The 24,664-nt window shown below is 30.4% G+C and carries 31 protein-coding genes and 1 pseudogene; 22 read left to right on the plus strand and 10 right to left on the minus strand.

The genetic code is table 11. The annotated features are described in order from the left end of the window. The first annotated feature begins 92 nt into the window (after window positions 1–92). A complete protein-coding gene (locus B3792_RS10770) occupies window positions 93–551 on the plus strand; it encodes a hypothetical protein (RefSeq protein WP_291048257.1) in 459 nt (152 codons plus the stop codon). A 43-nt stretch (window positions 552–594) separates the two neighbouring features. Further along, window positions 595–1,281: a tRNA (guanosine(37)-N1)-methyltransferase TrmD gene (gene trmD / locus B3792_RS10775; protein ID WP_125349373.1), complete on the plus strand. Its 687-nt coding sequence runs from the start codon at window positions 595–597 to the stop codon at window positions 1,279–1,281. A gap of 35 nt (window positions 1,282–1,316) precedes the next feature. Here trmD and B3792_RS10780 read toward each other — a convergent pair whose 3' ends face one another. The 3 genes from B3792_RS10780 to B3792_RS10790 form a co-directional block, all read right to left on the minus strand. Then, the gene (locus B3792_RS10780; protein ID WP_291048260.1) at window positions 1,317–2,102 is read right to left on the minus strand and encodes an alpha/beta fold hydrolase; all 786 of its coding nucleotides are present in this window, start codon (window positions 2,100–2,102) and stop codon (window positions 1,317–1,319) included. Window positions 2,103–2,177: 75 nt separating this feature from the next. Then, window positions 2,178–2,879: a peptide deformylase gene (def, locus tag B3792_RS10785; RefSeq protein ID WP_219034603.1), complete on the minus strand. Its 702-nt coding sequence runs from the start codon at window positions 2,877–2,879 to the stop codon at window positions 2,178–2,180. After that, on the minus strand, window positions 2,876–3,289 hold the full coding sequence (locus tag B3792_RS10790) for a DoxX family protein (RefSeq protein ID WP_180904370.1): 414 nt from the start codon (window positions 3,287–3,289) through the stop codon (window positions 2,876–2,878). Before B3792_RS10790 ends, def begins: the two co-directional genes overlap by 4 nt. A 125-nt stretch (window positions 3,290–3,414) precedes the next feature. Here B3792_RS10790 and B3792_RS10795 point away from each other — a divergent pair, with 125 nt between their 5' ends. The 3 genes and pseudogenes from B3792_RS10795 to B3792_RS14135 form a co-directional block, all read left to right on the plus strand. Further along, complete coding sequence (locus tag B3792_RS10795; RefSeq protein WP_038335805.1) at window positions 3,415–4,230, plus strand: hypothetical protein; 816 nt, start codon at window positions 3,415–3,417, stop codon at window positions 4,228–4,230. Window positions 4,231–4,326: 96 nt separating this feature from the next. Next, window positions 4,327–4,755: a hypothetical protein gene (locus B3792_RS10800; RefSeq protein WP_286494833.1), complete on the plus strand. Its 429-nt coding sequence runs from the start codon at window positions 4,327–4,329 to the stop codon at window positions 4,753–4,755. Between the two features lie 122 nt (window positions 4,756–4,877). Next, window positions 4,878–5,039: pseudogene (locus B3792_RS14135) on the plus strand (DUF4130 domain-containing protein); the annotation flags it as partial. Window positions 5,040–5,056: 17 nt separating this feature from the next. Here B3792_RS14135 and B3792_RS10805 read toward each other — a convergent pair. Beyond that, window positions 5,057–6,157 carry a PorV/PorQ family protein gene (locus B3792_RS10805; RefSeq protein ID WP_291069577.1) on the minus strand — a complete coding sequence of 367 codons (1,101 nt, stop codon included), beginning with the start codon at window positions 6,155–6,157 and terminating at the stop codon, window positions 5,057–5,059. A gap of 105 nt (window positions 6,158–6,262) precedes the next feature. Between B3792_RS10805 and B3792_RS10810 the strand changes: the two genes are divergently transcribed. From B3792_RS10810 to B3792_RS10825, 4 genes are all read left to right on the plus strand, one after another. Continuing rightward, window positions 6,263–7,003 (plus strand): CDP-alcohol phosphatidyltransferase family protein, encoded by a 741-nt coding sequence (locus tag B3792_RS10810; protein ID WP_260509556.1) that lies wholly within the window; start codon window positions 6,263–6,265, stop codon window positions 7,001–7,003. Then, the gene (locus B3792_RS10815; RefSeq protein WP_038334216.1) at window positions 7,000–7,758 is read left to right on the plus strand and encodes a 3'-5' exonuclease; all 759 of its coding nucleotides are present in this window, start codon (window positions 7,000–7,002) and stop codon (window positions 7,756–7,758) included. Before B3792_RS10810 ends, B3792_RS10815 begins: the two co-directional genes overlap by 4 nt. A gap of 3 nt (window positions 7,759–7,761) precedes the next feature. Next, window positions 7,762–8,370 (plus strand): fumarylacetoacetate hydrolase family protein, encoded by a 609-nt coding sequence (locus B3792_RS10820; RefSeq protein WP_115000569.1) that lies wholly within the window; start codon window positions 7,762–7,764, stop codon window positions 8,368–8,370. Window positions 8,371–8,463: 93 nt separating this feature from the next. Further along, window positions 8,464–10,233 (plus strand): MutS-related protein, encoded by a 1,770-nt coding sequence (locus tag B3792_RS10825; protein WP_291069580.1) that lies wholly within the window; start codon window positions 8,464–8,466, stop codon window positions 10,231–10,233. 2 nt (window positions 10,234–10,235) lie between these two features. Here the strand turns inward: B3792_RS10825 and B3792_RS10830 are convergent, their stop codons facing one another. After that, window positions 10,236–10,901, minus strand: a complete 666-nt coding sequence (locus B3792_RS10830; protein WP_221854475.1) for an HAD family hydrolase — start codon at window positions 10,899–10,901, stop codon at window positions 10,236–10,238. Window positions 10,902–11,119: 218 nt separating this feature from the next. On the opposite strand from B3792_RS10830, the gene B3792_RS10835 reads away from it, so the two are divergent. The 8 genes from B3792_RS10835 (at window position 11,120) to recN (ending at window position 18,300) form a co-directional block, all read left to right on the plus strand. Beyond that, the gene (locus tag B3792_RS10835) at window positions 11,120–11,587 is read left to right on the plus strand and encodes a hypothetical protein (RefSeq protein ID WP_038334238.1); all 468 of its coding nucleotides are present in this window, start codon (window positions 11,120–11,122) and stop codon (window positions 11,585–11,587) included. A 226-nt stretch (window positions 11,588–11,813) separates the two neighbouring features. Then, the gene (dapA, locus tag B3792_RS10840) at window positions 11,814–12,692 is read left to right on the plus strand and encodes a 4-hydroxy-tetrahydrodipicolinate synthase (RefSeq protein WP_115000572.1); all 879 of its coding nucleotides are present in this window, start codon (window positions 11,814–11,816) and stop codon (window positions 12,690–12,692) included. A gap of 12 nt (window positions 12,693–12,704) precedes the next feature. Beyond that, a complete protein-coding gene (locus B3792_RS10845; RefSeq protein ID WP_038334248.1) occupies window positions 12,705–13,211 on the plus strand; it encodes a ferritin in 507 nt (168 codons plus the stop codon). An 81-nt stretch (window positions 13,212–13,292) separates the two neighbouring features. Next, a complete protein-coding gene (locus tag B3792_RS10850) occupies window positions 13,293–14,174 on the plus strand; it encodes an outer membrane protein assembly factor BamD (RefSeq protein ID WP_038334250.1) in 882 nt (293 codons plus the stop codon). A 27-nt stretch (window positions 14,175–14,201) separates the two neighbouring features. Further along, the gene (locus B3792_RS10855) at window positions 14,202–14,525 is read left to right on the plus strand and encodes a DNA-directed RNA polymerase subunit omega (RefSeq protein WP_019973784.1); all 324 of its coding nucleotides are present in this window, start codon (window positions 14,202–14,204) and stop codon (window positions 14,523–14,525) included. Continuing rightward, window positions 14,525–15,724 carry a bifunctional phosphopantothenoylcysteine decarboxylase/phosphopantothenate--cysteine ligase CoaBC gene (gene coaBC / locus B3792_RS10860; RefSeq protein ID WP_286494839.1) on the plus strand — a complete coding sequence of 400 codons (1,200 nt, stop codon included), beginning with the start codon at window positions 14,525–14,527 and terminating at the stop codon, window positions 15,722–15,724. The genes B3792_RS10855 and coaBC overlap by 1 nt, the downstream gene beginning before the upstream one ends. Window positions 15,725–15,732: 8 nt before the next feature. Beyond that, window positions 15,733–16,641, plus strand: a complete 909-nt coding sequence (locus tag B3792_RS10865; protein ID WP_115000576.1) for a DUF4835 family protein — start codon at window positions 15,733–15,735, stop codon at window positions 16,639–16,641. Beyond that, window positions 16,642–18,300, plus strand: coding sequence for a DNA repair protein RecN (gene recN, locus B3792_RS10870; protein WP_291069582.1), 1,659 nt, complete (start codon window positions 16,642–16,644; stop codon window positions 18,298–18,300). Window positions 18,301–18,375: 75 nt separating this feature from the next. Here recN and B3792_RS10875 read toward each other — a convergent pair whose 3' ends face one another. The 5 genes from B3792_RS10875 to B3792_RS10895 form a co-directional block, all read right to left on the minus strand. Next, window positions 18,376–19,248 (minus strand): nucleoside phosphorylase, encoded by an 873-nt coding sequence (locus B3792_RS10875; protein WP_291048300.1) that lies wholly within the window; start codon window positions 19,246–19,248, stop codon window positions 18,376–18,378. 65 nt (window positions 19,249–19,313) lie between these two features. After that, window positions 19,314–19,643 (minus strand): translation initiation factor, encoded by a 330-nt coding sequence (locus B3792_RS10880; protein WP_291048303.1) that lies wholly within the window; start codon window positions 19,641–19,643, stop codon window positions 19,314–19,316. A gap of 85 nt (window positions 19,644–19,728) precedes the next feature. Further along, the gene (locus B3792_RS10885; protein WP_221854480.1) at window positions 19,729–20,457 is read right to left on the minus strand and encodes a hypothetical protein; all 729 of its coding nucleotides are present in this window, start codon (window positions 20,455–20,457) and stop codon (window positions 19,729–19,731) included. After that, on the minus strand, window positions 20,445–20,684 hold the full coding sequence (locus tag B3792_RS10890; protein WP_291048307.1) for a hypothetical protein: 240 nt from the start codon (window positions 20,682–20,684) through the stop codon (window positions 20,445–20,447). Before B3792_RS10890 ends, B3792_RS10885 begins: the two co-directional genes overlap by 13 nt. 156 nt (window positions 20,685–20,840) lie before the next feature. Beyond that, on the minus strand, window positions 20,841–21,542 hold the full coding sequence (locus B3792_RS10895; protein ID WP_219034616.1) for a DUF1826 domain-containing protein: 702 nt from the start codon (window positions 21,540–21,542) through the stop codon (window positions 20,841–20,843). Window positions 21,543–21,653: 111 nt separating this feature from the next. Here B3792_RS10895 and B3792_RS10900 point away from each other — a divergent pair, with 111 nt between their 5' ends. The 5 genes from B3792_RS10900 to miaA all read left to right on the plus strand — a co-directional run bounded on the left by B3792_RS10900 (window position 21,654) and on the right by miaA (window position 24,664). Beyond that, complete coding sequence (locus tag B3792_RS10900; RefSeq protein WP_038334324.1) at window positions 21,654–21,869, plus strand: hypothetical protein; 216 nt, start codon at window positions 21,654–21,656, stop codon at window positions 21,867–21,869. 60 nt (window positions 21,870–21,929) lie between these two features. After that, window positions 21,930–22,574 carry a peptidylprolyl isomerase gene (locus B3792_RS10905; protein ID WP_221854483.1) on the plus strand — a complete coding sequence of 215 codons (645 nt, stop codon included), beginning with the start codon at window positions 21,930–21,932 and terminating at the stop codon, window positions 22,572–22,574. Window positions 22,575–22,675: 101 nt separating this feature from the next. Then, window positions 22,676–23,029 (plus strand): YkvA family protein, encoded by a 354-nt coding sequence (locus tag B3792_RS10910; RefSeq protein ID WP_115000587.1) that lies wholly within the window; start codon window positions 22,676–22,678, stop codon window positions 23,027–23,029. A 163-nt stretch (window positions 23,030–23,192) separates the two neighbouring features. Beyond that, window positions 23,193–23,654 (plus strand): MaoC family dehydratase, encoded by a 462-nt coding sequence (locus tag B3792_RS10915; protein ID WP_038334338.1) that lies wholly within the window; start codon window positions 23,193–23,195, stop codon window positions 23,652–23,654. Between the two features lie 95 nt (window positions 23,655–23,749). Next, a complete protein-coding gene (gene miaA, locus B3792_RS10920; protein WP_286494844.1) occupies window positions 23,750–24,664 on the plus strand; it encodes a tRNA (adenosine(37)-N6)-dimethylallyltransferase MiaA in 915 nt (304 codons plus the stop codon).

Raw genomic sequence — 24,664 nt, forward strand, 5'->3', positions numbered from 1 at the left:
TTTTTTAGGGAAGATTACAATTCATTATATTATTTGGATTAATATCTTGTAATAAAAGCAATTATAAAACGATTCAATTTAGAAGTTTTTCTATGGAAATTCCGAAAGATTGGAAAAAAGTGAAATTAGGCGGAATTGATAGTGAAGTTGGAGGAATTATTACTCCAAATAATGATACATTAATTTATGATTATGGTTTACTTGCAGGCGGAGATTTTGATATTAATGCTAAAATTGCAGATAGTATTTTTACAACTATTTTAAATAATAATCCTGATTTAGAATTGGAAAAAATCTCTGAATTATATATCAATAAACTTCATAAAACAAATATTGATTCTATCGTACATTCAAAATACCAGATTTCTTATATTGTTATTGATCATCAAAAAGCAAAACTTATACAATCAAATCATCATAAATTAATTGCAGTTTATATGGATACTATTAAAAACTCAACTTCAAAATTTAATTTTATTGGTTACAATTTAGATGAAAAGTCACAAGAAGAATTTATAAATTCTATTAAAACAATCAAATTCAAAAAATAGATTTAAACTTGCTCAAACGTAGCTAAACAAATATCTTTGCAGCATGCGAATAGATATTATCACTGTTTTACCCGAATTATTAGTTAGTCCATTTTCTGCCTCGATTATGAAACGTGCGCAAGACAAAGGTTTAGCTGAAATTCATGTTCACGATTTGAGAGATTTTGGAAAAGGACGTTATCGTCATGTAGATGATTATCCGTACGGAGGAACTTCTGGAATGGTGATTATGTGCGAGCCTTTGGACAAAATGATTTCGAAATTGAAAGATGAACGAACTTATGATGAAATTATTTATTTGACGCCAGATGGTGAAACGTTGAATCAAACAATTGCGAATGATTTGTCGTTGAAAGGAAATCTTATGATGATTTGTGGACATTACAAGGGAATCGATCAACGTATTCGAGATATGTATGTGACGAGAGAAATTTCGATTGGCGATTATGTGCTTTCTGGTGGAGAATTTGGCGCAATTATTTTGGCTGATTCTATTATTCGTTTATTACCTGGCGTAATTGGTGATGAGACTTCTGCCCTTTCAGATTCGTTTCAAGATGATTTGTTAGCGCCACCAATTTATACGCGTCCTGCCGAATATAAAGGTCTAAAAGTTCCTGATGTTTTACTTTCGGGTAACTTTCCTAAAATTGAAGAATGGTTGCATGAAAAAGCAGTTGAACGTACAAAAGAACGTCGCCCAGATTTGTTAGAAAAAAGATCAAAATAAACTAAAAAAAGCTTNNAAGCTTTTTTTAGTTTATTTTATTTAATTCGATGAATATATTCAATTACTTTATCGTTAAAAATTTGTGGTTGATCGACATTCACAACATGTCCACAATCTTCGATAACAATCAATTCTGAATGTTTGGTATGTGCTTTTATTAATTCCTGAATCGAAGGCAAAAACATATGATCTTCTGCTCCCATCACATATAAAGTCGGAATATTTAATTCAATTTTTCGAAACCATTTTAGCAATGGATTGACATCCGCAGTGAGTTTGAACCATTTCAAAAATTCTTTTTGATACAATTTCTTCGCCTCATTGATAAATAATAGCCTTGACTCTTTGTGCGTATTCTTTGGCATGATAGCGAAAGCAAAAATTCGATACAAGATTAAATAAGGCAACATATGTTTGAATGTATTTCCAACGTTAATCAAAAATTGACATTGAAAATTAATTTTCATAATTGCGCCTCCCATCACCATTGATTTGAATCGCTCCGAATAATCTTCTGCCAATTGTCGAATCACAATCGTTCCCAAAGACATCCCAACAAAATGTGTTTTATCGATATTTAAATGATCTAAAACATCAATCACATCTTTTGAAACTGATTTGAAAGTATAACGTTTTTCGAAAAGCGCTTTCAAGTTTTTCTTAGAACGTCCATGTCCTCTCAAGTCCATTAACAAAACATTGAAATGTTTGCGAAATTCACGCAATTGCTTGAACCAAATCGTAGAACTTCCTCCTGCTCCATGAACAAAAGTCACCCATTCTGTGCTCGTTGGATGATTATATGTAGTGTATGCTAACAATTTTCTAAATAAGTTTTTGCAAAATTAAACTAAAAACTATGCCAAGCATAATAATTTCTAGGTTTTAAGAAATTTTTAATCTTCATCGTCGTCGTCATCTGTAAAAGAACTAGTCTTTTTCAAGTAAAAAACATCGTTCATCACTTCAGCTTTCACGTAATTTAGATTTTCTTGCTCTTTCATTCGATCTGTAAATAACGTTCCTGTTAAATGATCGTATTCGTGCTGAAAAATAACCGCTGTAAAACCTTCAACTGTTTCATCATGAAAATTTCCATCCAAATCATAATATGCCAATCGAAGAACCAAGCTTCTATACACTTTTCCGAAAATATCAGGAATAGACAAACAACCTTCGCGACCGTGACGAACAATGTCCGAATACCACGTGATTTTTGGATTGATAATAAACTCAAAAGGTTCGCCTTCTTTGTCAAAACGTTGCACCCAAACCGCGTTGCGATTAATTCCAATTTGTGGAGCTGCAATACCAACACCTTTACTTGCCTCGTCTTGAACCGTTGCATACATACGATCGGCCAATAATTTGATTAATGGATCTTTTGGATCAATATCAATAGAAGTTGATTTTAAGATTTTTGTATCTGCATCCGAAGTTGTTAATAAAACACGAAAAGGATCATAGGATTTCTTTTCTTTTATTAATGTTAATTCTGCCTTTGCTAATGGCGTATAAACAATGTTTTTCATATTTTTTGATTGAGCAAATAATGCAGAAGAACAAATCAATAAACTATAGGTTAATGTTTTTATCATTTTTTAAGTATCAATTTGTCTAAAGAATATTTTCCTGCGCCTGATAAAAATATAACTAAATAATTGATTAAGTAGAATAATCCCAATTCTTTTTTACCAAAATCATGATCTGCATGCACGATAAATACAGCAACTAACATTGTAATGATTAGTGGAATTACCGCCAAACGAGTAAATAATCCGACCAAAACTAAAAAAGCACAAAGTATTTCCGCAAAAACAGTTAAACCTAAAGAAATTTCTGGTCCAAGTCCAATTGGATCTCCAAATTCGAAATTTCCATTGATTAATTTTTGCAATTTTCCGAATCCGTGTGTAAACATAAATCCACCAGCAGCTAAACGTACTAATAACAATGATAAATCGATAAATGCTGGTTGATTTCCTAAAAGTTTAAATTTTGTGCTCATTTTTTTATTTTTTTTTCAAATATAAGTTCTAGTTTTTACGTTCACCTTTAAATAGATCAAGAAATTTACATTTTTGAATTAATTTTGGTTAATCTTTCTATTCAAGAAAAAAAAAAATACAACATATGTTAAAAAACATTGCTTTAATTACCATATTATTTTCAGGTTTTGCATTTGCTCAAAAATCTGAATTACAACAAAATGATGTTTTAGGAAATCCAACTTTTATCGAAGAATCGATGCAAAAAGCACGTATTCGCATGAAGTTTATTGAAGGTTATGAAACGGAATATTACACAAAATCAACGTATAATAAAGATGGTAATCCGACAAAACGTGATTATTTTGATGAAGCTGGAAATAAAACTTTTGCTGAAATATTTAATTATAATGAATCGAATAAATTGATTTCGAGAGAAATGAAAAACAATGACGAAAGTTTAGTTTTCAATTTTGATTATGAATATACAACAGACGGTTACATTGTCACGAAAAGCGAAAATGATGTCAATGTTTCTAAAACTGAATACAAATTAGACCAAAATCAGAATGTAACTTACGAAAGAGAAACTAATTTATTGGAAGATTCTGATGTTTTTATCGAAAAAACGTTTCAATATCAAAATGGATTTTTAGTCAAAACATTGGTGAAATATAACCAAGGAAATTATACGTTGAATTATAAAAACGACGCGAAAGGCAATCCTATAGAGGAAAATTATGTGGACAAAGACAATAAACAAGTCAATAAATATATTCGCAAATTTGATGAAAACAATAATATTATTGAAGAAACTGTGATTGATGAAGCAGGAAAAGTAAAGAATATTTCCACGATTAAATATCAATATGATAATCATAAAAATTGGGTCAAACGAACACAATTCGTCAAAGATATTGATCAACCAATTTCAAATACAACAAGAACAATACGTTACTAGAAATACAAGAGCCAAGTTAATTTGGCTCTTTTTTATTTGATTATTTAACTAAATGTTTTTAAATTTATTCAAATCAATTATTTAACTTCATCTATTATGATCAATAATGTGCAAGAATTTAATCGACTTTTTCAGTTATACCAAAAAGATAATCGTTTCAATTTGTACATAAATGATTATCCTAAAAATGAATTTTTGTTTCAATTTTATTCAGATGAAATTGAAGATTTAAATTTGGAATATGTTGATATTAATTCAAATTCTATCAAAAAAATGCATGATTATCGTGCAAAATTAAGTGATTTTTTTCAACCCGAAGAACTTCCAACACTAGAGATTAAATCAATTTCAGGTTATTTTAGTCATTTTGATTTTTATTTTATGACAAATGAAAAAACCTTTGTATTTAACTATATTCACCGCGATTTTTTGTCTCAATTAATTGATATTCTTCTTGCTGAATTAGATTGTAATTTTATCAGCCGATTAAAAACTGAACTTTTAATCAATTTGGAGTACGATTAAATTTTTTGTTAAACTTTTTCAGCGATATTTATTCGTTTTGAAAAGATTAATTAAGATTTATTTTTTGCGAAAACTGATCCAAAATATAATGTTTTACCTTTAATTATTATTTTGATGTAAAAGAGAATTTATACCAAGAATTGTGGAAGTCTTATTTTAATTGGACAACAATTGAAACAAGGAAAAATTCGATGTTACTAATCCAAATGATGCCAAAACGCTTTTGGAAACACTTGACAGAGTATAAAATATCAATATTCAGAAAAATATACCTATCAATATAATTATGAGTAAAACTTATTTATCTCCATTTATCCATCTCGAAACGGACTGAGAAAATGTTAGAATATAATCCTAAACCACTGTCTCCAAAGTTTGTCAAAGCATAATCAATCGAGATTCCTTTGTATTTGAAACCTACCCCAACATTTGGCTGAATTTGAGTTTTATCTTTTCCATCAAATTGCGAAATTTTCTGTAAATTATTCAATCCACCACGTACAAAAACCATGTCATCATAACCTAATTCAAGACCAACTTGCGGCGAAATCGAAAATCCTTTTCCAGAAATTGCGGCATTCATTTGTTGAAATTCGATATTCATATCAACCTCTCCCAATAACGAAACTCGTTCATTAAAATCAAAACGTTTTCCAACTCCAAATTGCAATTTAGGCATTGTTAATTCGATATTCTCTCCAGGTAAATCATTCAAAATTGTTGGCTCACCTTCATTATTTGGTTCGTCAATCGTGATTTCTTTTACCTTTTGTTTATTGATACTCCACGCATTGAAAGTTGTTGTAATATCTCGTGCCATCAAACCAAAATACATTTTATTATCGGTACGATATTGCAAACCAAGATCTAAACCGAAACCAAATCCTTGCGCAAATTTCCCAATATGTCGATAAACGATTTTAGCATTTGCACCAAACTGAATATCTTTATTATTAAAGACATTTCCCGCATAAGACATTGTTAAAGCATAGTCTGCTGTAGAAAATTTAGAGATTTTATCGTAATTAATATTTCCTTGATTATCAATCAATTCTGTTGTATTCAAAATATCATCAACACCAAAACGTGTAAACGAAAATGCAATCGTAGAATTACTTTCTCTCAACGGAATTGCAACCGCCGCATAATCAAATTTTGCAATCGACTGAAAATATTCAGCATGCATTGCTGCAGCTTCCCAATCATAGGTAATTTCCGTTAATCCAGCAGGATTCCAATAAGCCGCATTAGCATTTCCAATATTCGCCACAACCGCATTACCCATTGCAAACGAGCGCGCATCTGCACCAATATTCAAAAACTCGTTCGAATATTTGCGTGTGGTTTGAGAAAAAGCAAATTGACTTGCTAGAACAGATAATATAAGGAATGTCTTTTTCAAAATTGATGAATTACGAATATAAAAACTCAAAAATAGTGGTTTTATTGTGTTTAAAAAGGATTCAGATTAATTTTTGTTTGTACTTTTGTGATGAAAAATTCATTTATGAAATTATTTACAATTCCAAATTTTCTAACACTACTTAATCTTTCATGTGGTGTATTATCAGCCATTTTCATGATTTCGAGCAATGCTCAAATCACAACTACCACAGTTACAATTGTGATGGTTTTGATGTTGATTTCATTAGTTGCTGATTTTTTGGACGGAATGGTTGCACGATTAATGAATATTGGTAGCCCGATTGGAAAAGAATTGGATTCTTTGGCAGATTGTATTTCGTTTGGTGTTGTACCAGGATTGATGTTATTTTCGATGTTTAATCATTTTTCAACTGATTTTATTTATGAAAATGAGAATTTAAAAATTGCTGCAATTTCATTATTTGCTTTTTTAGTTCCTGCTTTTTCGGCGTTACGATTAGCAAAATTTAATTTAGATGAAGATCAAGCAACGTATTTCAAAGGTTTGGCAACACCATCAAATACCTTATTTATTTTCTCATTATTTTCTATCTATTACAATAATGGACAAATTATAAATCCATCTGTTGATCCGTATTTATTAATTGCCGTTTCTATTGTATTTAGTGTTTTATTAATTGTCGATTTACCATTATTTGCCTTAAAATTTAAAGGATTGAGTTGGGCAGAAAATTATTATAAATATATTTTCTTAATCATTACATTAGGTTTAGTGGCTTGGTTGCAAGTTGCTGCAATTCCGCTAATCATCTTATTGTACATCCTTATCTCAATCATTTTTAGAAAAGAAATTACAAAATGAAATTAACTAAAAATATCTGTTTCTTTGATTTAGAAACAACTGGAACTAATGTTTCAAAAGACCGTATTGTTGAAATCTCTATCGTGAAAGCTTTGACAGATGGTTCAAAAGAAGTAAAAACTTGGAAAGTTAATCCTGGAATTCCAATTCCACCAGAAACAACTTTAATCCACGGAATTTCTGACGAAGATGTTGCCGATGCGCCTTCTTTCAAAGAACTTGCCCCTGCGATTATGGAAATGATTAAAGATTCTGATTTGGCAGGATATAATTCAAATCGTTTTGATATTCCACTTTTAGCAGAAGAATTATTACGTAATGGTTTTGATTTTGATTTATCAAAACATCGTCCAATTGATGTGCAAGTGATTTATCATAAAATGGAACCTCGCAATTTAAGCGCTGCTTATAAGTATTATTGCGATAAAGATTTGATTGATGCACATTCTGCGGAAGCTGATACAATTGCGACTTACGAAGTTTTGATGGCGCAAATCGAGAAATATGACGAGCTTGAAAATGACAATAAATTTTTGAGCGAATTTTCTTCTCAACGCAAAACGGCTGATTTAGCTGGATTTATTCAGTACAATGATAAAGACCAAGAAATTATTTCGTTTGGCAAGTATAAAGGACAAGTTGTGACGGATATCTTTGCGAAAGATCCAGGTTATTATGCGTGGATTCAGAATGCCGATTTTCCTTTATATACAAAGAAAGTTTTTACTCGAATCAAATTACAAAACGGTTTTTAAGCGATGAAAATTATTTGTGTCGGACGAAATTACGTCGAACATGCAAAAGAATTAGATAATCCAATTCCAGAATCGCCTATGTTTTTTATGAAACCAGATTCGGCCATTTTAAGAAAGGGTTTTCCTTTTGTTATTCCAAGTTTTACGAAAGAAGTTCATTTTGAAACGGAAATTGTAATTAAAATTGATCGAGTTGGAAAAATGATTCAACCTCAATTTGCAGATCGTTATTTTTCAGAAATCGGTTTAGGAATTGATTTTACAGCGCGCGATGTACAACAAGAATTGAAAGAAAAGCGTTTTCCTTGGGAAATTGCGAAAGCTTTTGATGGTTCTGCATTTGCTTCTGATTTTCATCCAAAAGAAAATTTTGATTTAGAAAATCTTACATTCAAATTAGATCGAAATGGAGAAAATGTACAAACAGGAAATTCAAAAGATATGATTTTTCATATCAATACGTTAATTGCGGAATGTTCTAAATATTTTACCTTGAAAAAAGGCGATTTAATTTTTACTGGAACGCCAGCGGGAGTTTCTAAAATCAATTCAAAAGATACGTTAGAAGGTTATTTGAATGATGAAAAAGTATTCGAAATAAAAGTGTTGTAATTCACACAATTATATAAACAACAATTTAAAAGAGCGGAAATTTCGCTCTTTTATTATTTATACCACTACCTTTAATCAGAAATAAAATTAAGAATGGAAAACTATCTGAAAATTGAAGAAAAACTACAAAATGATTTTAATCTTTTAAAGTCAAAAAAGAATAAAATCAGCAATATCAGGCTTGTTGCATTTATTATTTCGGTTGTATTTTTCTTGCTTTACGTCACGTCGAGCAACAATTTATATTTGATTATTTCTTCTATTTTATTTATTGTTTTTATCGTTTTAGTGGTTAAAACTTCTAAAATTTCTTCGCAAATTAATTATTCAATCCAAGCTTTAGAAATTATCAATCAAATAAAATCTGATGATTCTATCGATCCATTTGTTGAAGATAATTCTCAGTTCAATAATGTTTACAACAAAGATTTAGATATTTTGGAAGGAAATTCAATCTTCAATCGGATCAATAAAACGCAAACTCGAATTGGAAATTTACAGTTGAAACATTTTTTATCGAATTTGATTTTAGACAAATCAGAAATTATTGATAGACAAAATGCATTTACAGAATTGGCTGAAAAAAGAAATTGGATAGTGACATTTTTGACATTTACAAAGCGATTAAACATGAATCAATCTTCAATTTTTGTGTTCGAAAATCGTGTATTCAATACTAATTCAATAAAATTACTTCCACTCATCTTTTCTGTTCTGAATATTTTATGTTTTATCGCTTTAGCAATTATTAGTTTTCCGAAAGAAATTGTTTTTTATTGGATTCTAGGCGCAGTTATTATTTCGAATGCAATTTCCATGTTTTATAAACAACAACTTCGACGAATAGCAGCTTATACGACAATGAAAGCAGATGAATTGGATAATTTATATGAAGTTTTTCGACATATTGAAGAAGAAAAATTTGAATCAAAACTAAATGTTGAAATTCAAAATACATTTGTAAATCCTTTCAAATCATCGGATTTAATCAAGACAATTTCTTCAACAAAAGAAACTTTAGATGCAGCAAATTTCCCGATTGTCGGATTTGTGTTGAATACATTTTTCTTGTGGCTATTACATTATTCGATCAAATTTGAAAATGAAGTTCAAAAAACGGTTCATCAAATCAAACCTTGGTTAGATGAATTGGCGAAATTAGAGGCCTTCGTTTCTTTTGCTATTTTCAATGATAAACATACATCATTTACATATCCCGAAATTGTAGATGAACCTTATGCGTTAAAAATTACGAATGGTTTTCACCTTTTATTAGATGAAAAAACAGTTGTGAAAAATGATTTTGAAACCAATCGTCCAAACAATATTGCGATTATTACAGGTGCAAATATGGCTGGAAAAAGTACTTTTTTGAGAACAGTTGGAACAAATTTGGTTTTGGCAATGAATGGCTCAAAAGTGAGTGCAGAAAAAATGTCATTTTATCCAATGGATTTATTTACAAGTATCAGGACAGTCGATAATCTGTCTTCTGGCGATTCTTATTTCAAAAATGAAATTAATAAATTGAAAATTTTGATTGAACGTTTAGAAAATGATCAACCACAAATCATCATTTTAGATGAGATTTTAAAAGGAACAAATTCAGAAGATAAACTAATTGGTTCGCAAAAATTTTTAGAAAAATTGATTAAATCTCCTACAAAATTGATTGGTTTTATCGCGACTCACGATTTAGAATTAACGAAAATGGAAGGTGAAAACCCGGATCATATTATTAATTATTGTTTCGAATTAAAAAACGTGGACAACAATTATTATTCAGATTATAAATTAAGAAAAGGCACAACCAAAATGATGAATGCCATTTTCTTAATGAAACAATTTAAGATTATTGATTAATCTTAAATTGTTAATTCAAATTCTTTAATAAAATTTGCATCAATCGCATTAAAATCATCTACAATACAATTTGCTTTTGAAATATCTTGTTGTTTCGAATTTGCACTTTTGTAACCTAAACAATACAAATTCGCACGGGAAGCCGCTTCCACTCCGTTTTTACTATCTTCGATAACTATACATTCAGCATGTTTAGATTTAGCCAAATCAGCTGCATATAGAAAAATAGCAGGATCTGGTTTTGACTTCGGAAAGTTTTCGCCAGAAATTTTATGTGTAAAATATTGATTCAACTCAAAACGATTAAAAACTCGATCAATTGTCGATTTTGAAGCCGAGGACGCCAAAATCAGTTCGATTCCATTACTGTATAAATCTTTAATCAAACTCTCAACCCCGTCAATCAAATACAAATCAGGTTTTGTGTCAAAAGCTTCATTAAAGATGGTACGTTTTCTCAAAACCAAATCGTTCACTTCTTCTTTCAGATCAAATTTATCTTTCAGAATTTGATAAACATTCTTTGTCGATTGTCCTGTAAATGTAGCAAATAATTCTTCCGTAACTGGAATATTCAGTTCTTTATAATGTTCGAAATAAGCATATTTATGTACTGGTTCTGTATCGACGATTACGCCGTCCATATCGAAAATTACAGTTTTAATCATTATTGTTTTGTTTCTACAAAATTAACTTTTTTAAGAGAATAATGTAAAAGTTTAAACTTTAGAATGATTTTAAATTAACCAAATATCTTACTCATACAAAGCAATATATATAATTATTATTCGATTAAAAATGTTAAAACTTAACATTAAGATAACATTTGCACGCTTTTTGTAAAATAGATGGTATAACAAAGTTAAAAACTGAAAATTTAATAAAAATGAAAAAAGTATTATTAGTTGCTGTAATGGCATTAGGAATTTCTCAAGTAAATGCTCAAAACTATAAAAATGCTTTAGGTGTTGTTGTAGATTTAGGAGATGGAGAAACATTAGTAGGTCCACAATTCAAACACTCTTTTGATGGTAAAAACGCTGGTAATGTACAGGTGATGTTTGGAGATCATGTTACTGTTTTAGGTGCAGATTATACATATAATCAACCTTTTTCTGGTACAAATGGCTTAGGATGGTATGTAGGGGTTGGACCTCAATTAACTTTTGTAGATAAAGGATATTATGAAGATAAAACAATATTTGGTATTCGTCCACAAGCAGGTTTAGAATATAAAATTCCATCTGCTCCTTTGGCTTTACATTTTGATTGGAAGCCTGATTGGAGATTATCAAATGATTCAGATTTTGAAGCTGGTCGTTTTTCTTTAGGATTTAAATATACATTTAACTAATCTAAAGTTAGAAATAATATGAGCCACTCGTTTTGAGTGGCTTTTTTTTATAAGTAAAATCATAAAACATTGGCTTAAATTAATTTTATTCCTATAAATTAATCGCTATTTTTGAAAGATTTTGGATTTTATCTAAGACCAATTATAGATTAGCACTATTATTTGATTATTCAAGATATAATTCCGAATTTTAACTTAGTATTAGATTTAATAACATTTATAAAAGATGAAACAATTAATTGGGACAGGAGTTGCTTTGGTTACGCCTTTTCAACAAGATGGTACCGTAGATTATACTGCATTAGAAAATTTAGTAAACTATAGTATCGATGGCGGTGTTGAGTATTTAGTTATTTTAGGAACTACTGCAGAAGCAGCAACACTTACAAAAGATGAAAAGAAACAGGTAATCGAAACAATAAAGAAGGCGAATGCTAATCGTGTTCCGATGGTTTTGGGTATTGGAGGTAACAATACGGCAGAAGTTATTAATGGATATCAAGAAACAGATTTGAGTGATTATATCGCAGTTCTTACGGTTTCTCCTTATTATAATAAACCAAATCAAGAAGGGATTTATCAACATTATAAAGCGATTGCAGAAAGTACAGACGCCAACATTATTTTGTATAATGTTCCTGGTAGAACGGGTTCTAATATCTCAGCAGATACAACAATTCGTTTAGCAAATGAATTCAAAAATATTGTTGCGATTAAAGAAGCTTCACCAGATTTCTTACAATCAACAGATATTATCCGTAAAAATACACGCGAAGATTTCAATATTATTTCTGGTGATGATGAATTCGCTGTTCCAATGACTTTAGCTGGAGGTTCTGGTGTTATTTCTGTTATTGGACAAGGTGTTCCAACTGTTTTTACAGATATGATTCGCAAAGCAATCAACAAAGAAGTTGTTGCTGCTTACGAAGGTCATTACAAAGTTGTAGAAATTACACGTGCTATCTTCGAGGAAGGAAATCCTTGCGGAATAAAAGCTGTTTTAGATAAAAAAGGAGTTTGTAAACCATTTACAAGATTACCTTTAGTTCCAGCATCAGCTAATTTGACAACAAAAATTAACCAATTATTATCAAACATCTAAAAAAATAAAGCTATGATAAAAGATACAATATTAGACGCATTAAACAAACAAATCAAATTAGAAGGAGATTCTTCTCAATTATATTTAGCTATGGCTTCTTGGGCTGAAGTGAAAGGTTTAGAAGGAACTGCAAATTTCTTGTACTCGCATGCAGACGAAGAACGTATGCATATGTTAAAATTAATTAAATTTATTAACGAAAGAGGCGGAAAAGCGTTTGTTCCACAAATTGAAGAACCAAAACAAGATTTCACAACATTGAAAGAAGTTTTTACTGCAATTTTAAACCACGAATGCTTTGTTTCTGAATCAATTAACGAAATTGTAGGCTTAACATTAGAAGAAAGAGATTATTCAACTCACAATTTCTTGCAATGGTATGTTTCTGAGCAAATTGAAGAAGAAAAATTAGCAAGAAATATCTTAGATAAGCTAGAAATGATTGGATCTGACAAAGGAGGTTTATATCTATTTGATCGTGATATAGTTACATTAAGTACAGACACAACAGCGGAATAAATCAAAACTTTGAGATTTTATTAAGAGGATAAGAAAAAAATATTTTATACTTTAGTCCTCAAATTTTATTAAATTTGCAGAATGTTTAAAAAACTAAGCTTAGTAGTTTTAATTGGCGCTTCTTTAGTGTCTTGTAACAAGACCTATAACAAAGCGATGAAAAGTACGGATAAAGACGAAATCTTTACATTGGCTACACAATTGTATCAAGATGGTAAATATGATTTGGCAAACGAATTGTATGAAAAAATTTCTACATCATTTGTAGGAACAGAAAAATCTGCGGACATTGCCTATAATATGGCACAAGGTAACTTTAACGAAAAAAGTTTCCGTTTAGCAGGACATCAATTCAAAAGCTTTGCAGGAGCTTATCCTATGGATAGCCGTGCAGAAGAAGCTTTATTCAAATCGGCATTTTCTTATTACAAAGATTCGCCAAAATATGACTTGGATCAAACAAGTACGTACACAGCAATCAGTGAGTTACAAGGATTTATCAATTCGTATCCAGAATCAGCACACGTTGCAGAAGCGAATAATTATATTACAGAACTTAGACAAAAATTAGAATTAAAGTCTTTCGAAATTTCTAAAGTTTATTACAAAACAATGAAATATAAGGCTGCTGGAGTTTCTTTTGACAATATGGTTGATGAATATCCAGATTCTAAATTTCGTGAAGAAGCAATGATGTATTCATTACGTTCTAAAACAGAATTGGCGTTAAATTTCTCTCGTATCGAGAACAAAGATTTACGTTTACAAGATGCCAGAACGCAATATCTTTTGTTAACAAGATATTATCCGCAAACAAAATTTAAAGCAGAAGCTGATAAATTGATGGAGAAAATCGACAAAGATATGGTTGAGACTAAAAAACAATTAGCTGATATAGAAGTAGCTAAAAAGAAATTTGAAGCTGATCAAGCTGAATTAAGCAAAGAGCAAAATAATAAATAATAGTAAAATATATAAAATTCTTTCATTATGAATTTCAAGGATATCGGTGCAGCACCAACAACACAAACTTATGATCGTAATAAAATCGATGAGAAAACAGGAAACTTATACGAATCGATTGTAATTATGGGTAAAAGAGCAGAACAAATTAACCAAGAAATGAAAACTGAATTAATTCAGAAATTGGATGAGTTTGCTGCACATACAGATTCTTTAGAAGAAGTTTTTGAAAACAGAGAGCAAATCGAAGTTTCAAAATTCTACGAAAGATTACCAAAACCGACTTCTATTGCGGTTAAGGAATGGTTAGACAATGACGTATATTACAGAAATCCAAATGAGGATAAATAATGTCTGTTTTACATAGTAAAAAAATTCTTTTGGCAGTTTCTGCCGGAATAGCGGCCTACAAAGCCGCTTTTCTTGTTAGAGGGCTTATCAAAAAAGGAGCAGATGTCAAAGTTATTATGACACCAGAAGCTCAAAACTTCGTTACCCCACTTACACTTTCCACGCTTTCCAAACATCCAGTTGAATGGGAGTTTTTTGGCGATAAAGGTGATTGGAATAATCATGTAGAATATGCACTTTGGGCAGATTATATGATTATTGCACCTTGTACAGCAAATACACTTTCTCATATGGCAGATGGAACGTGTGATAATTTGGTTTTAGCTACTTATCTTTCGGCTAAATGTCCTGTATATTTTGCTCCAGCAATGGATTTGGATATGTACAAACATCCATCAACTTTAGAAAATATTGCTAAATTAGAATCTTTCGGAAATATTTGTATTCCTGCCGAAGCTGGTGAATTAGCAAGTGGATTAATTGGAGAAGGTAGAATGGCTGAACCTGAAAACATTATTGCGTTTTTGGAAAGTACAATCGAAGCTACTCTCCCACTTCACGGAAAAAAAGTAGTAGTTTCTGCTGGTCCTACATACGAAAACTTAGATCCTGTTCGTTTTATAGGTAATTATTCTTCGGGAAAAATGGGATTCGAGATTGCAAAAGCTGCTGCTAATTTGGGTGCAAAAGTTACCTTGGTTAGTGGTCCAAGTCACGAATCTGTTACAGGTTTTCCTATCGATCGAATAAATGTTGTTTCTGCTCGTGATATGTACGAAGCGATGTACGCTAATTTTGCTGATGCTGATGCTGTGGTAATGTCAGCGGCTGTTGCAGATTATCGTCCAAAAAAAATGGCTGAGCATAAAATTAAGAAAGAAAACGATGATAATTTAATTATCGAATTGGTGAAAAATCCTGATATTCTAAAATCGTTAGGCGAAATCAAAACACATCAATTATTGGTTGGTTTTGCATTAGAGACGAATAACGAAGAAGAATATGCAAAGAAAAAATTAGCCAAAAAGAATCTTGATTTTATTGTTCTTAATTCGATGCAAGATAAAGAAGCTGGTTTTCAGAAGAATACAAACAAAATTACAATTATTGATAAAGATTTATCGATGCAACAATTTGATGCAAAATCAAAAACAGATGTTGCAAAAGATATTTTGAATGTCATTTTAAATAAGTTATAAAATTTATTATGAAGAAATTAGCCTCAATTTTCTTTTCGTCGTGTTTAGCTATTTCGGCTTTCTCGCAAAATATTATTGCAGATGTAAAAGTCGATTATTCTCAGGTTCAGGGATCTAATACACAGGTTTATCAAACTTTAGAAAGATCATTAAAAACGTTTATTAATTCAACAAAATGGACAAATGATCGTTTAAAAACATACGAAAGAATTGAAGCTAGTTTCGTCATCAATGTAACGGAACGTGAGGGAAACAGAATGAAAGGTACTATTTTGGTACAATCTCGTCGTCCTGTTTTTAACTCAACGTACTATACGCCTGTTCTTAATTTATCTGACGATAATTTTACGTTTCAATACCAAGAATCTGAAGAATTAATTTTCAATGATCGTAAATTCAGTGGAAAAAATTTGACAGATGTATTGACGTATTACATTTATTTAGTTTTGGGATATGATGCAGATACATTTGCGAAAGAAGGCGGAACAGAGTATTTCAAAATGGCGAAGAAAATTGCAGATTTCGGTCAAGCGAACAATAATTTCTCTGGTTGGAGCGAATTAGATGGAATAAAATCGCGTACCGCCTTAATTAACAATATTTTAAAATCGGATAATTCTACACTTCGAAATATCATCTATCAATATCATAGAAACGGCTTAGACATTATGTCTGAGAACGAAGTTCGTGGTAAAAATGCTATTGGAAATACTCTATTGCAGTTAGAATTTTACCAAAGAGGAAATTATTCTCAATTTTATCCTTTAGAACTTTTCTTAACAGCAAAAAATAGCGAAATTAGTCAAGTATTTTCAGGCGGACAGGTTTCTACGGTGAATATCGAGAAACTGAAAGGAATTTTAAATTCAATCGCGCCAAAATACAACGACAATTATTGGAATAAATTGAAAAAGTAAATGTTAAAAACTCTTCGCGTTAATAATTTCGCCATTATCGATCAATTGGAGATTGATTTTCATCAAGGTATGACCACAATTACCGGTGAAACTGGTGCTGGAAAATCGATTTTGTTAGGTGCTTTAAAATTAGTTTTAGGCGAACGTGCCGATTTAAAAGCCTTGAAAAATGTTGATGAAAAATGTATTATCGAAGCTGTTTTTGAGATTAAAAATCTTGAATTAAATGATTTTTTCGAAGAGAATGATTTAGATTATGAAGACGAATCTATTTTGAGAAGAGAATTATTACCTTCTGGAAAATCGCGTGCTTTTATCAATGACACACCTGTTAAAGTCTCTATTTTACAGGAATTATCAGAATTATTGATTGATATTCATTCTCAATTTAATACCCCTAAAATCTTTGAAGCTGATTTTCAACTTTCGATGTTGGATATTTACGGAGAAAACAAAGACTTATTGAAAGAATATAGGAAAGATTTTAACCACTATATTTCAACAAAGAAAAAGATAAAAGATGCTCAAAATTCGTTAGAAAATCAATCGCAAGATTTAGAATATAAATTGCATTTGTGGGAAGAATTGAACAATGCTTCGCTAAAAAATGAGGAATTAGAACAATTGGAAATCGAGATAAAATCTTTATCAAATGTAGAAGAAATTATTTCGATTTTGAATGAAACTTATCAATTTTTGGAGCATCCTGAAATGGGAATAATTTCTCAATTGAATGAAGCAAGCAATAAATTGAATAAAATTTCGGATTATAATTCGCAATACAATTTGATTTACGAGCGATTGATTTCATCAAAAATAGAATTGCAAGATATTTCGGGTGAAATGAGTAGTTTGATAGATTCGACTGAAATTAATCCTGAAAGATTACAAGAAATTACAGATCGCTACGATTTGATTCATAAATTATTACGAAAACATAATGTGATTTCTGTTGAAGAATTAATTGCAAAACGTGATGAATTAGAAAGTCAAACTTCTGGGTTTGATAATTTGAGTGATTTAATTATTCACTTAAATAAAGAATTGAATTCAATTTCAGAAAAACTTGAAAAACAATCAATTAAGATTAGAAAAAATAGATTTTCTTCTATCGAAATTATTAGAAAAAATATCTTGAATACGTTGTCACAATTAGGAATGGAAAATTCTCAATTAACGATTCAATTAAACGAAACAGCAGATTTCACAGCAACTGGAAAAGATGAAGTTTTGTTTTTATTCTCGGCAAATAAAGGAATGGAACCGCGTATTTTCGAGAAATCTGTTTCTGGTGGAGAACGTTCTCGATTGATGTTAGCGATTAAAAAATTATTGGCAACGCATCAACATTTACCAACGTTGATTTTAGATGAAATTGATACAGGAATTTCTGGAAAAGTTGCGAATGAAACAGGAAAAGTAATGCAAACAATGGCTGAAAATATGCAACTTTTAGTAATTACGCATTTGCCACAAGTTGCTTCAAAAGGAAATTATCAGCTAAAAGTTTACAAAGAAGTTGTTGACGAAACGACACAAACAAATGTGATAGAACTTTCTCAACAACAACGTTTAGAAGAAATTGCTCAAATGATTTCTGGTTCAGAATTAACAGATGCAGCAATCAATCAAGCAAAAGAATTAATGAATTTGAATTAAAATTCTTAAATTATATAAAATCAAAAAAGCTCGAGAATTTTCTCGAGCTTTTGTTTTGTATAATTAATTCTGAAATTATTTCGTTAATCTTTCCAACGAATATTCAATCATTGCATCAACTGCTTTGTAAGAATCGGCACTAAATTCACCTAAAATTCTATTCGCAACAATTGCATTTATTGATAACGCTTCGTGTCCCATCATCGCTGATAATCCATAAATTGCAGAAGTTTCCATCTCAAAATTAGAGATTCTTAAACCTTCGTAATTAAAAGTTGTTAAACGCTCATTAATATCAGCTGGATTTGGTTGCAATCTCAAATAACGTCCCTGAGGACCGTAAAAACCACAAGCTGTAGCCGTTATTCCTTGAATTGTTTTTTCAGAAGCCAATTTATCTAACAACAAATCAGATCCTTTTACTAAATATGGACGTGCTTTTTTCGGCGACCAATCAACATGTTTGATAAAAGCATCTTCTGCCTCTTTATTCATCACCGCTTCACTCCCAATATAATAATGCAAAAGTCCATCTAAACCTAAACCATGAGAACCAATAACGAAACTATCAACAGGAATATCCGCTTGCAAAGCTCCAGAAGTTCCCATACGAACAAATGATAATTTTCTGAAATCTTTTTTGATCTCTCCAGTTTCTAAATCGATGTTAGCCAAAGCGTCTAACTCAGATAAAACAATATCAATATTATCCGTTCCCATACCAGTCGAAATAACTGTTAAACGTTTACCATTCAACGTTCCTGTATGCGTTACAATTTCTCTTTTGCTTGCTGTGTGCTCGATTGTATCAAAATGTCTTGAAACTTTTTCGACACGATTTGGATCACCAACAGTTATAATAGTATCTGCTAAATGCTCTGGTCTTATATTACAATGGTAAACACTTCCGTCTGCATTTAAAACTAATTCTGATGCTGCTTTACTCATGATTTTATAATTAAAAATAAGAGAACAATATACAATTTTTATCAGTAATAATTGTAAAGAAATTATTAACCACCTACTCTTTTCACTTTAAATCCTTTATCTTTCAGGAAAGCCATAATCTTGTCGCGATAATCTCCTTGAATGATGATTTGTTCGTCTTTAAAACTCCCTCCAACACCCAAAAATTGCTTAATTTCTTTTGCTAAAAGTTTGAAATCTTCTGTTTCTCCTTCGTAACCTTCTATAATTGTATTTATTTTCCCTTTTCGTTTCTCAAACTTACAAATCAATGGTTCTTTCTGAATCCATAACTCATGTTGTTCTTCATTTGATACTTCTTCTGGCTCAGGTATATGATCAGGAAAAAGATTTTTTAATTGATCTTTTAAATCCATAGTATTTAATGTAATCCTTGTAATATATGGCGTTCTAAATTAGAATTCGTCCATTTGTACCATTATAATTACAAAGATAAAATTTTTATTGCAGTTGTTTTATAAACCAATTTGGAACTTTATCCGAAACTATTTCAAGTTCATTTCTCTTAACTTGTGCAAATAATCTCATTTCTTGAGTTGAATTATCAAAAATATAGCCTTTATCTACAATTTTTAAAGCTGGAAATAAATTCATTAAAGTAGAATGATATCGTTTAATCACCTTTTCATCTGGTACAGCGTGACCACCTTTTTCTACTCTATTTTCAATTCGAGAAATATTAATCAAAGGATCTTCAATACAGACAAAATACATATATGTTTTGAAACCACGATTTTTAGCATCCACTATTTCATCAATTTTAGAAGGATGACTCATTACCGTTTCAAATGAATAAGATTTACCTTTAATCAATAAGTGTTTTCGAATAAATGAAGTAATAAAAGACGCTTCGTAACTATGTGTAGATTTAGATTTATCAACCAAAACATTATTTCGAAACTGCACATCAATTGCTTTTCCTTCGTTATTTGCTTTTTCGAATAATGAAACTGAAGCAGGTTCAGTTTTAAAATCTTCAAAATCTTTTTCGGTAAGTTTTAGTTCATATCGATCCAAATCAATAAAACCTTTTAAAGAAATTTCTTTCTCAATCAAATCTGAATTAATAAAATATCCAGCATTAAATTTTGATGAGATTGAATCGAATAAAGTAGACTTTCCAGATCCATTTGGACCAGCAAAAACGCGCAAACGTTTTATTTTAGACATAATTTAGCTCCTTTTTTCAATTCAGCTGGAACTTTTACTCGATCTATTGTTTTAATCACCTTAATTTCTCCATTAGGTTTTCTCTCGATGATTCGATTTCCTTGAACATATTGAACTGATAAATCTAATGCTTCTGAAACTCTGATTGCAGCTTGCGATGCAGATTTAGCTAAACGATTTAACGCTCCTGCTTCTTCTAATTTTAGTATATCTGATTCTTTGTTCATAATAATAGAAATTAAATTAACAATAATTATTCATCAATAAATATACGCAAATTTAGTGAAACCATTGTAATAATAAAAGCTTGACTTCATTCAAAAGCCTAATCTTTTGAATCTAAATTATATAATTTTTATTAATATTATTTGATTAATTTATTCCTAACAGATTAACAATAATCGATATTCATCTTTATTTTCTTTCGGCGCGCGATGTACACAAGGCAAAACTTTTTGTTCTGGATGATCAACTGCCAATCGCCAAAGATTTCCTAATCCTAAATTAATTGGTTCAACACCTGGACGAATTTGATAATGCAAATCAAAGAAATATTCTTTCAAAAAATCTTCAAAACCATCAATGTATCCATCATATAATTCGAATAGTTTTTCTCTAATTTCTGGAATCAAAATTTTTTGTTCCACATCTTCATTTGCTACAATATCACTGGAAGCGCCATAGTAAGTGCACAAAAAAGTATCCGTAGGAATTGGCGAACGATCAACGTGAAATGAATAAACATCTGTCGAAATAAAATCAAATTCAGTATCGCGTTCGTAACATTTCAGTAAGTTTAAAGTTGGCGAAGCGCCAAAATCAGTTAATTGTTGTAAATCATTGATCAAAATATTTCTCGCTTTAATTCCTTCATTAGATAAATCTAAATCATTCAAATCATCAATAGAAATAACAGTAATATCATCTTTTAAAATCAATTGATTCACAATTTCCTCAAAATCACCTTCTAAATTTCGCCGCCAATTTATCGCATTATTTTTCCCAGAAAAAGCTGTATGTACAAGTTCATCAAACGAAGAAACGACAAGAACTTGTTGTTGATTAGAATTATTTTGAGTAATCATATAGCTGCAAAATTACTATTTATCAAAAAATAATTCAGCCTAAAAATTAAATTATTCCGAATGTAAATTCTCCGTTGCAAAAGTTGTATTTTTACCAAAGATTAAAAGACAATGGAAAAAGAAATTATCACCAAAACATTTACATATAAAGGCCACACCAAAACTTTTAGTGCAGAAGTGCAACCTTTACCACCTTTCAACCCAGAAACGATGGATCGCGTGAAATATGAAGAAACCAAAGAAGCACATTATATGCTTGCCGAAGCGGAAGTTTATAACCAGAAAACAGAATGGTTTTTTAAAATTGAACAAGAATTGCAAAAATAATGAAACGACACTTACGCTAAGTGTCGTTTTTTGTTTAAGTTTAATCCACAAAATTAGAACATGAAACAAATTACTCTAACATTATTTACACTTATTACGCTTTCGGCTTGTACTTCTAGCAAAACGGTTTTTCATAAAAAATGGACAACGAAACAGGCACCAGAAAATTTTGTTGCTCGATTTGAAACAACAAAAGGAAATATTGATATCGAAGTTGAAAGAAAATTATCGCCAAAAGCTGTTGATCGTTTTTATCAATTGGTTAAATACAATTTTTTCGAAGATGGAACTTTTTATCGTGTTGTTCCGAACTTTGTCGCCCAATTTGGAAATACAGACACAATTGTTTCTAATCAATGGAAAAAGTTTATTGTAGAAGATGAACCTGTTATTGCTGGAAATAATAAAGGAGCTTTGAGTTTTGCGCGCGCAGGAAAAAACACAAGAGATTTGGATTTGTTTATTAATCTGAAAGATAATCATCGTTTGGATACAATCAATTCCAATGATGTAGTAGGTTTTCCAAGTTTTGGAAAAGTGGTGAACGGAATGAATGTTGTAGAAAGTTTGTATGATGGTTACGCTGGACAAACAATGGAAGATGAAGAAATTTTTAACAGCACAAAATTAATGCGCGAAAGATATCCAAAGCTTGACAGAATATTGAATGCAAAAATCATTAAACTGAAAAAGAAAAACAAGTAAAACAATGTAACATAAAGTTTTAACATGACACAAAAATCAATTTAAATGTTTTGGCATGTACTTTGTAATACATAATACGTTTTTAAAACATATTTTGTGAAATGAAAAAATCAAAATTCTTTAAAGTCGCTGGAGAAGCAGCAATGGCAGCTCAAAAAGACAAATCTTTTTTTGAAAAAGTAAAGGCTTTTTTCAATATGTTAGGTGATTACAAAAAAGGAAGTTATAAACCTGACAACATGAATTTATTTCTTGGATTTGTAGCAACTTTATACATTATTTCTCCTATTGATATTATTCCAGAAGCGCTATTTGGACCTTTTGGTTTGATAGATGATTTTGGGATTTTACTTTTTGGAATGAAATATTTCAACAAAGAAATTATTAAATATCTTGCATGGAGAGATACGCAAAGAGCCTATGCAAATGTTGAAGATGCAAAAATTATTGAGTAGCAATAAATTAAATAGCTATAAAAAATCCGATTGAATTTTCAGTCGGATTTTTTATTTTTAGATTATTCAAAAAATGCTCTCTTTCTCATAAATAAAATTTATTATCTGACGATTATTTATTAGATTTGAGCAATACAATACTAAAAACTAAAACACCTGAATAATGGTAATTATTAATAATTTCGATGAATACAAAGCTTTCGAAGGTAAAGAAATCGGTAAATCTGACTGGCATATAATAAATCAAGAACAAATCAATCGCTTTGCTGATGCAACTTTAGATCATCAATGGATTCATACAGATCCTGAAAAAGCAGCTAACGAAGGACCTTTCAAAAAAACAATAGCGCATGGTTATTTAACGCTATCTTTAATTCCACATTTGTGGGATCAAATTGCGGAAGTGCGCAACATCAAAATGTTAATCAATTATGGAATTGAAAATTTGAGATTTGGACAAGCTGTTTTGGTTGATAGTGAGGTAAGATTAACTGCAAAATTGAAATCTATTACTAATTTGAGAGGAATTGCAAAAGTTGTCATCGAAGCAAATTTAGAAATTAAAGATAATCCGAAACCTGCTTATACGGCGGATGTTGTTTTCCTTTACCACTTTAATGATTAATTAAAGATCAATATAATTTACAAAGCTTCTATTTTTTATAGAAGCTTTTTCTTTTCATAAAATATCGAAGTATCTTGCGCTCGATTTCATATAACATGCAAAAAATTCAAAATAATAAAACCTTAATTTCTATTGTTGGACCAACTGCAATTGGTAAAACCAATTTGGCAATAGAAGTTGCAAAACATTTTCAATCCGAAATTATTTCTTGTGATAGTCGTCAATTTTTCAAAGAAATGAAGATAGGAACTGCTGTTCCTTCTGAGGAAGAATTGACTGAAGTGAAGCATCATTTTATTCAAAATATTTCTATTCACGAAAAATATTCGGTTGGTGATTTTGAGCGTGATGGCTTAGCTTTTTTGAATAATTATTTCAAAACAAATGACATTTGCGTCATGGTTGGTGGATCTGGTTTATATGAAAAAGCGATCACAGTTGGCTTTGACGAATTTCCTGATGTTAATCCTAAAATTAGAGAAGATTTGAATAATGAGCTTGCTGAATTTGGAATTGAAAAATTGCAAAAAGAATTGCAAGAAGTCGATCCAAAGTATTTTGAAGAAGTTGATATTTTCAATAAACAGCGTGTAACACGTGCTTTAGAAATTTTTAGATCTTCGGGTTTACCTTTCTCTAACTTCAGAAATCAAGATTTGAACAAACATCCATTTAACATAATTAAAATCGGTTTAGAACTTCCTCGCGAAGAAATGTACGACCGAATCAATCGTCGAGTTGATATTATGATGAACGAAGGTTTATTAAATGAAGCAAAAAATTTATTTCCTTTAAAAGATTTGAATGCTTTGCAAACTGTTGGTTATCGAGAATTGTTCGACTTTTTTGAAGAGAAAATTACATTGGATTTTGCGATAGAAGAAATCAAAAAGAATACAAGACGTTTTGCAAAACGTCAAATGACATGGTTCAAAAAAGATGAAACTGTCAATTGGTTTTCTCCTTTCGAACAAGAAAATATCATTAATTTTATATCGAACAAAATATAA

The sequence above is a fragment of the Empedobacter sp. UBA5924 genome (assembly GCF_002431085.1).
Lineage (GTDB): Bacteria > Bacteroidota > Bacteroidia > Flavobacteriales > Weeksellaceae > Empedobacter > Empedobacter falsenii_B.

What these genes read in the sequence shown, in the direction of transcription:
- B3792_RS10825 (WP_291069580.1), top strand. Translation starts at nt 8,464, where the DNA reads ATGGAAAACTATCTGAAAATTGAAGAAAAACTACAAAATGATTTTAAT.
- B3792_RS10845 (WP_038334248.1), top strand. Translation starts at nt 12,705, where the DNA reads ATGATAAAAGATACAATATTAGACGCATTAAACAAACAAATCAAATTA.
- trmD (WP_125349373.1), top strand. Translation starts at nt 595, where the DNA reads ATGCGAATAGATATTATCACTGTTTTACCCGAATTATTAGTTAGTCCA.
- recN (WP_291069582.1), top strand. Translation starts at nt 16,642, where the DNA reads ATGTTAAAAACTCTTCGCGTTAATAATTTCGCCATTATCGATCAATTG.
- B3792_RS10885 (WP_221854480.1), bottom strand. Translation starts at nt 20,457, where the DNA reads ATGTCTAAAATAAAACGTTTGCGCGTTTTTGCTGGTCCAAATGGATCT.
- B3792_RS10770 (WP_291048257.1), top strand. Translation starts at nt 93, where the DNA reads ATGGAAATTCCGAAAGATTGGAAAAAAGTGAAATTAGGCGGAATTGAT.
- def (WP_219034603.1), bottom strand. Translation starts at nt 2,879, where the DNA reads ATGATAAAAACATTAACCTATAGTTTATTGATTTGTTCTTCTGCATTA.
- B3792_RS10915 (WP_038334338.1), top strand. Translation starts at nt 23,193, where the DNA reads ATGGTAATTATTAATAATTTCGATGAATACAAAGCTTTCGAAGGTAAA.
- dapA (WP_115000572.1), top strand. Translation starts at nt 11,814, where the DNA reads ATGAAACAATTAATTGGGACAGGAGTTGCTTTGGTTACGCCTTTTCAA.
- coaBC (WP_286494839.1), top strand. Translation starts at nt 14,525, where the DNA reads ATGTCTGTTTTACATAGTAAAAAAATTCTTTTGGCAGTTTCTGCCGGA.
- B3792_RS10890 (WP_291048307.1), bottom strand. Translation starts at nt 20,684, where the DNA reads ATGAACAAAGAATCAGATATACTAAAATTAGAAGAAGCAGGAGCGTTA.
- B3792_RS10895 (WP_219034616.1), bottom strand. Translation starts at nt 21,542, where the DNA reads ATGATTACTCAAAATAATTCTAATCAACAACAAGTTCTTGTCGTTTCT.
- B3792_RS10815 (WP_038334216.1), top strand. Translation starts at nt 7,000, where the DNA reads ATGAAATTAACTAAAAATATCTGTTTCTTTGATTTAGAAACAACTGGA.
- B3792_RS10880 (WP_291048303.1), bottom strand. Translation starts at nt 19,643, where the DNA reads ATGGATTTAAAAGATCAATTAAAAAATCTTTTTCCTGATCATATACCT.
- B3792_RS10900 (WP_038334324.1), top strand. Translation starts at nt 21,654, where the DNA reads ATGGAAAAAGAAATTATCACCAAAACATTTACATATAAAGGCCACACC.
- B3792_RS10875 (WP_291048300.1), bottom strand. Translation starts at nt 19,248, where the DNA reads ATGAGTAAAGCAGCATCAGAATTAGTTTTAAATGCAGACGGAAGTGTT.
- B3792_RS10835 (WP_038334238.1), top strand. Translation starts at nt 11,120, where the DNA reads ATGAAAAAAGTATTATTAGTTGCTGTAATGGCATTAGGAATTTCTCAA.
- B3792_RS10910 (WP_115000587.1), top strand. Translation starts at nt 22,676, where the DNA reads ATGAAAAAATCAAAATTCTTTAAAGTCGCTGGAGAAGCAGCAATGGCA.
- B3792_RS10800 (WP_286494833.1), top strand. Translation starts at nt 4,327, where the DNA reads ATGATCAATAATGTGCAAGAATTTAATCGACTTTTTCAGTTATACCAA.
- B3792_RS10850 (WP_038334250.1), top strand. Translation starts at nt 13,293, where the DNA reads ATGTTTAAAAAACTAAGCTTAGTAGTTTTAATTGGCGCTTCTTTAGTG.
- B3792_RS10810 (WP_260509556.1), top strand. Translation starts at nt 6,263, where the DNA reads ATGAAATTATTTACAATTCCAAATTTTCTAACACTACTTAATCTTTCA.
- B3792_RS10865 (WP_115000576.1), top strand. Translation starts at nt 15,733, where the DNA reads ATGAAGAAATTAGCCTCAATTTTCTTTTCGTCGTGTTTAGCTATTTCG.
- B3792_RS10795 (WP_038335805.1), top strand. Translation starts at nt 3,415, where the DNA reads ATGTTAAAAAACATTGCTTTAATTACCATATTATTTTCAGGTTTTGCA.
- miaA (WP_286494844.1), top strand. Translation starts at nt 23,750, where the DNA reads ATGCAAAAAATTCAAAATAATAAAACCTTAATTTCTATTGTTGGACCA.
- B3792_RS10830 (WP_221854475.1), bottom strand. Translation starts at nt 10,901, where the DNA reads ATGATTAAAACTGTAATTTTCGATATGGACGGCGTAATCGTCGATACA.
- B3792_RS10905 (WP_221854483.1), top strand. Translation starts at nt 21,930, where the DNA reads ATGAAACAAATTACTCTAACATTATTTACACTTATTACGCTTTCGGCT.
- B3792_RS10855 (WP_019973784.1), top strand. Translation starts at nt 14,202, where the DNA reads ATGAATTTCAAGGATATCGGTGCAGCACCAACAACACAAACTTATGAT.
- B3792_RS10790 (WP_180904370.1), bottom strand. Translation starts at nt 3,289, where the DNA reads ATGAGCACAAAATTTAAACTTTTAGGAAATCAACCAGCATTTATCGAT.
- B3792_RS10820 (WP_115000569.1), top strand. Translation starts at nt 7,762, where the DNA reads ATGAAAATTATTTGTGTCGGACGAAATTACGTCGAACATGCAAAAGAA.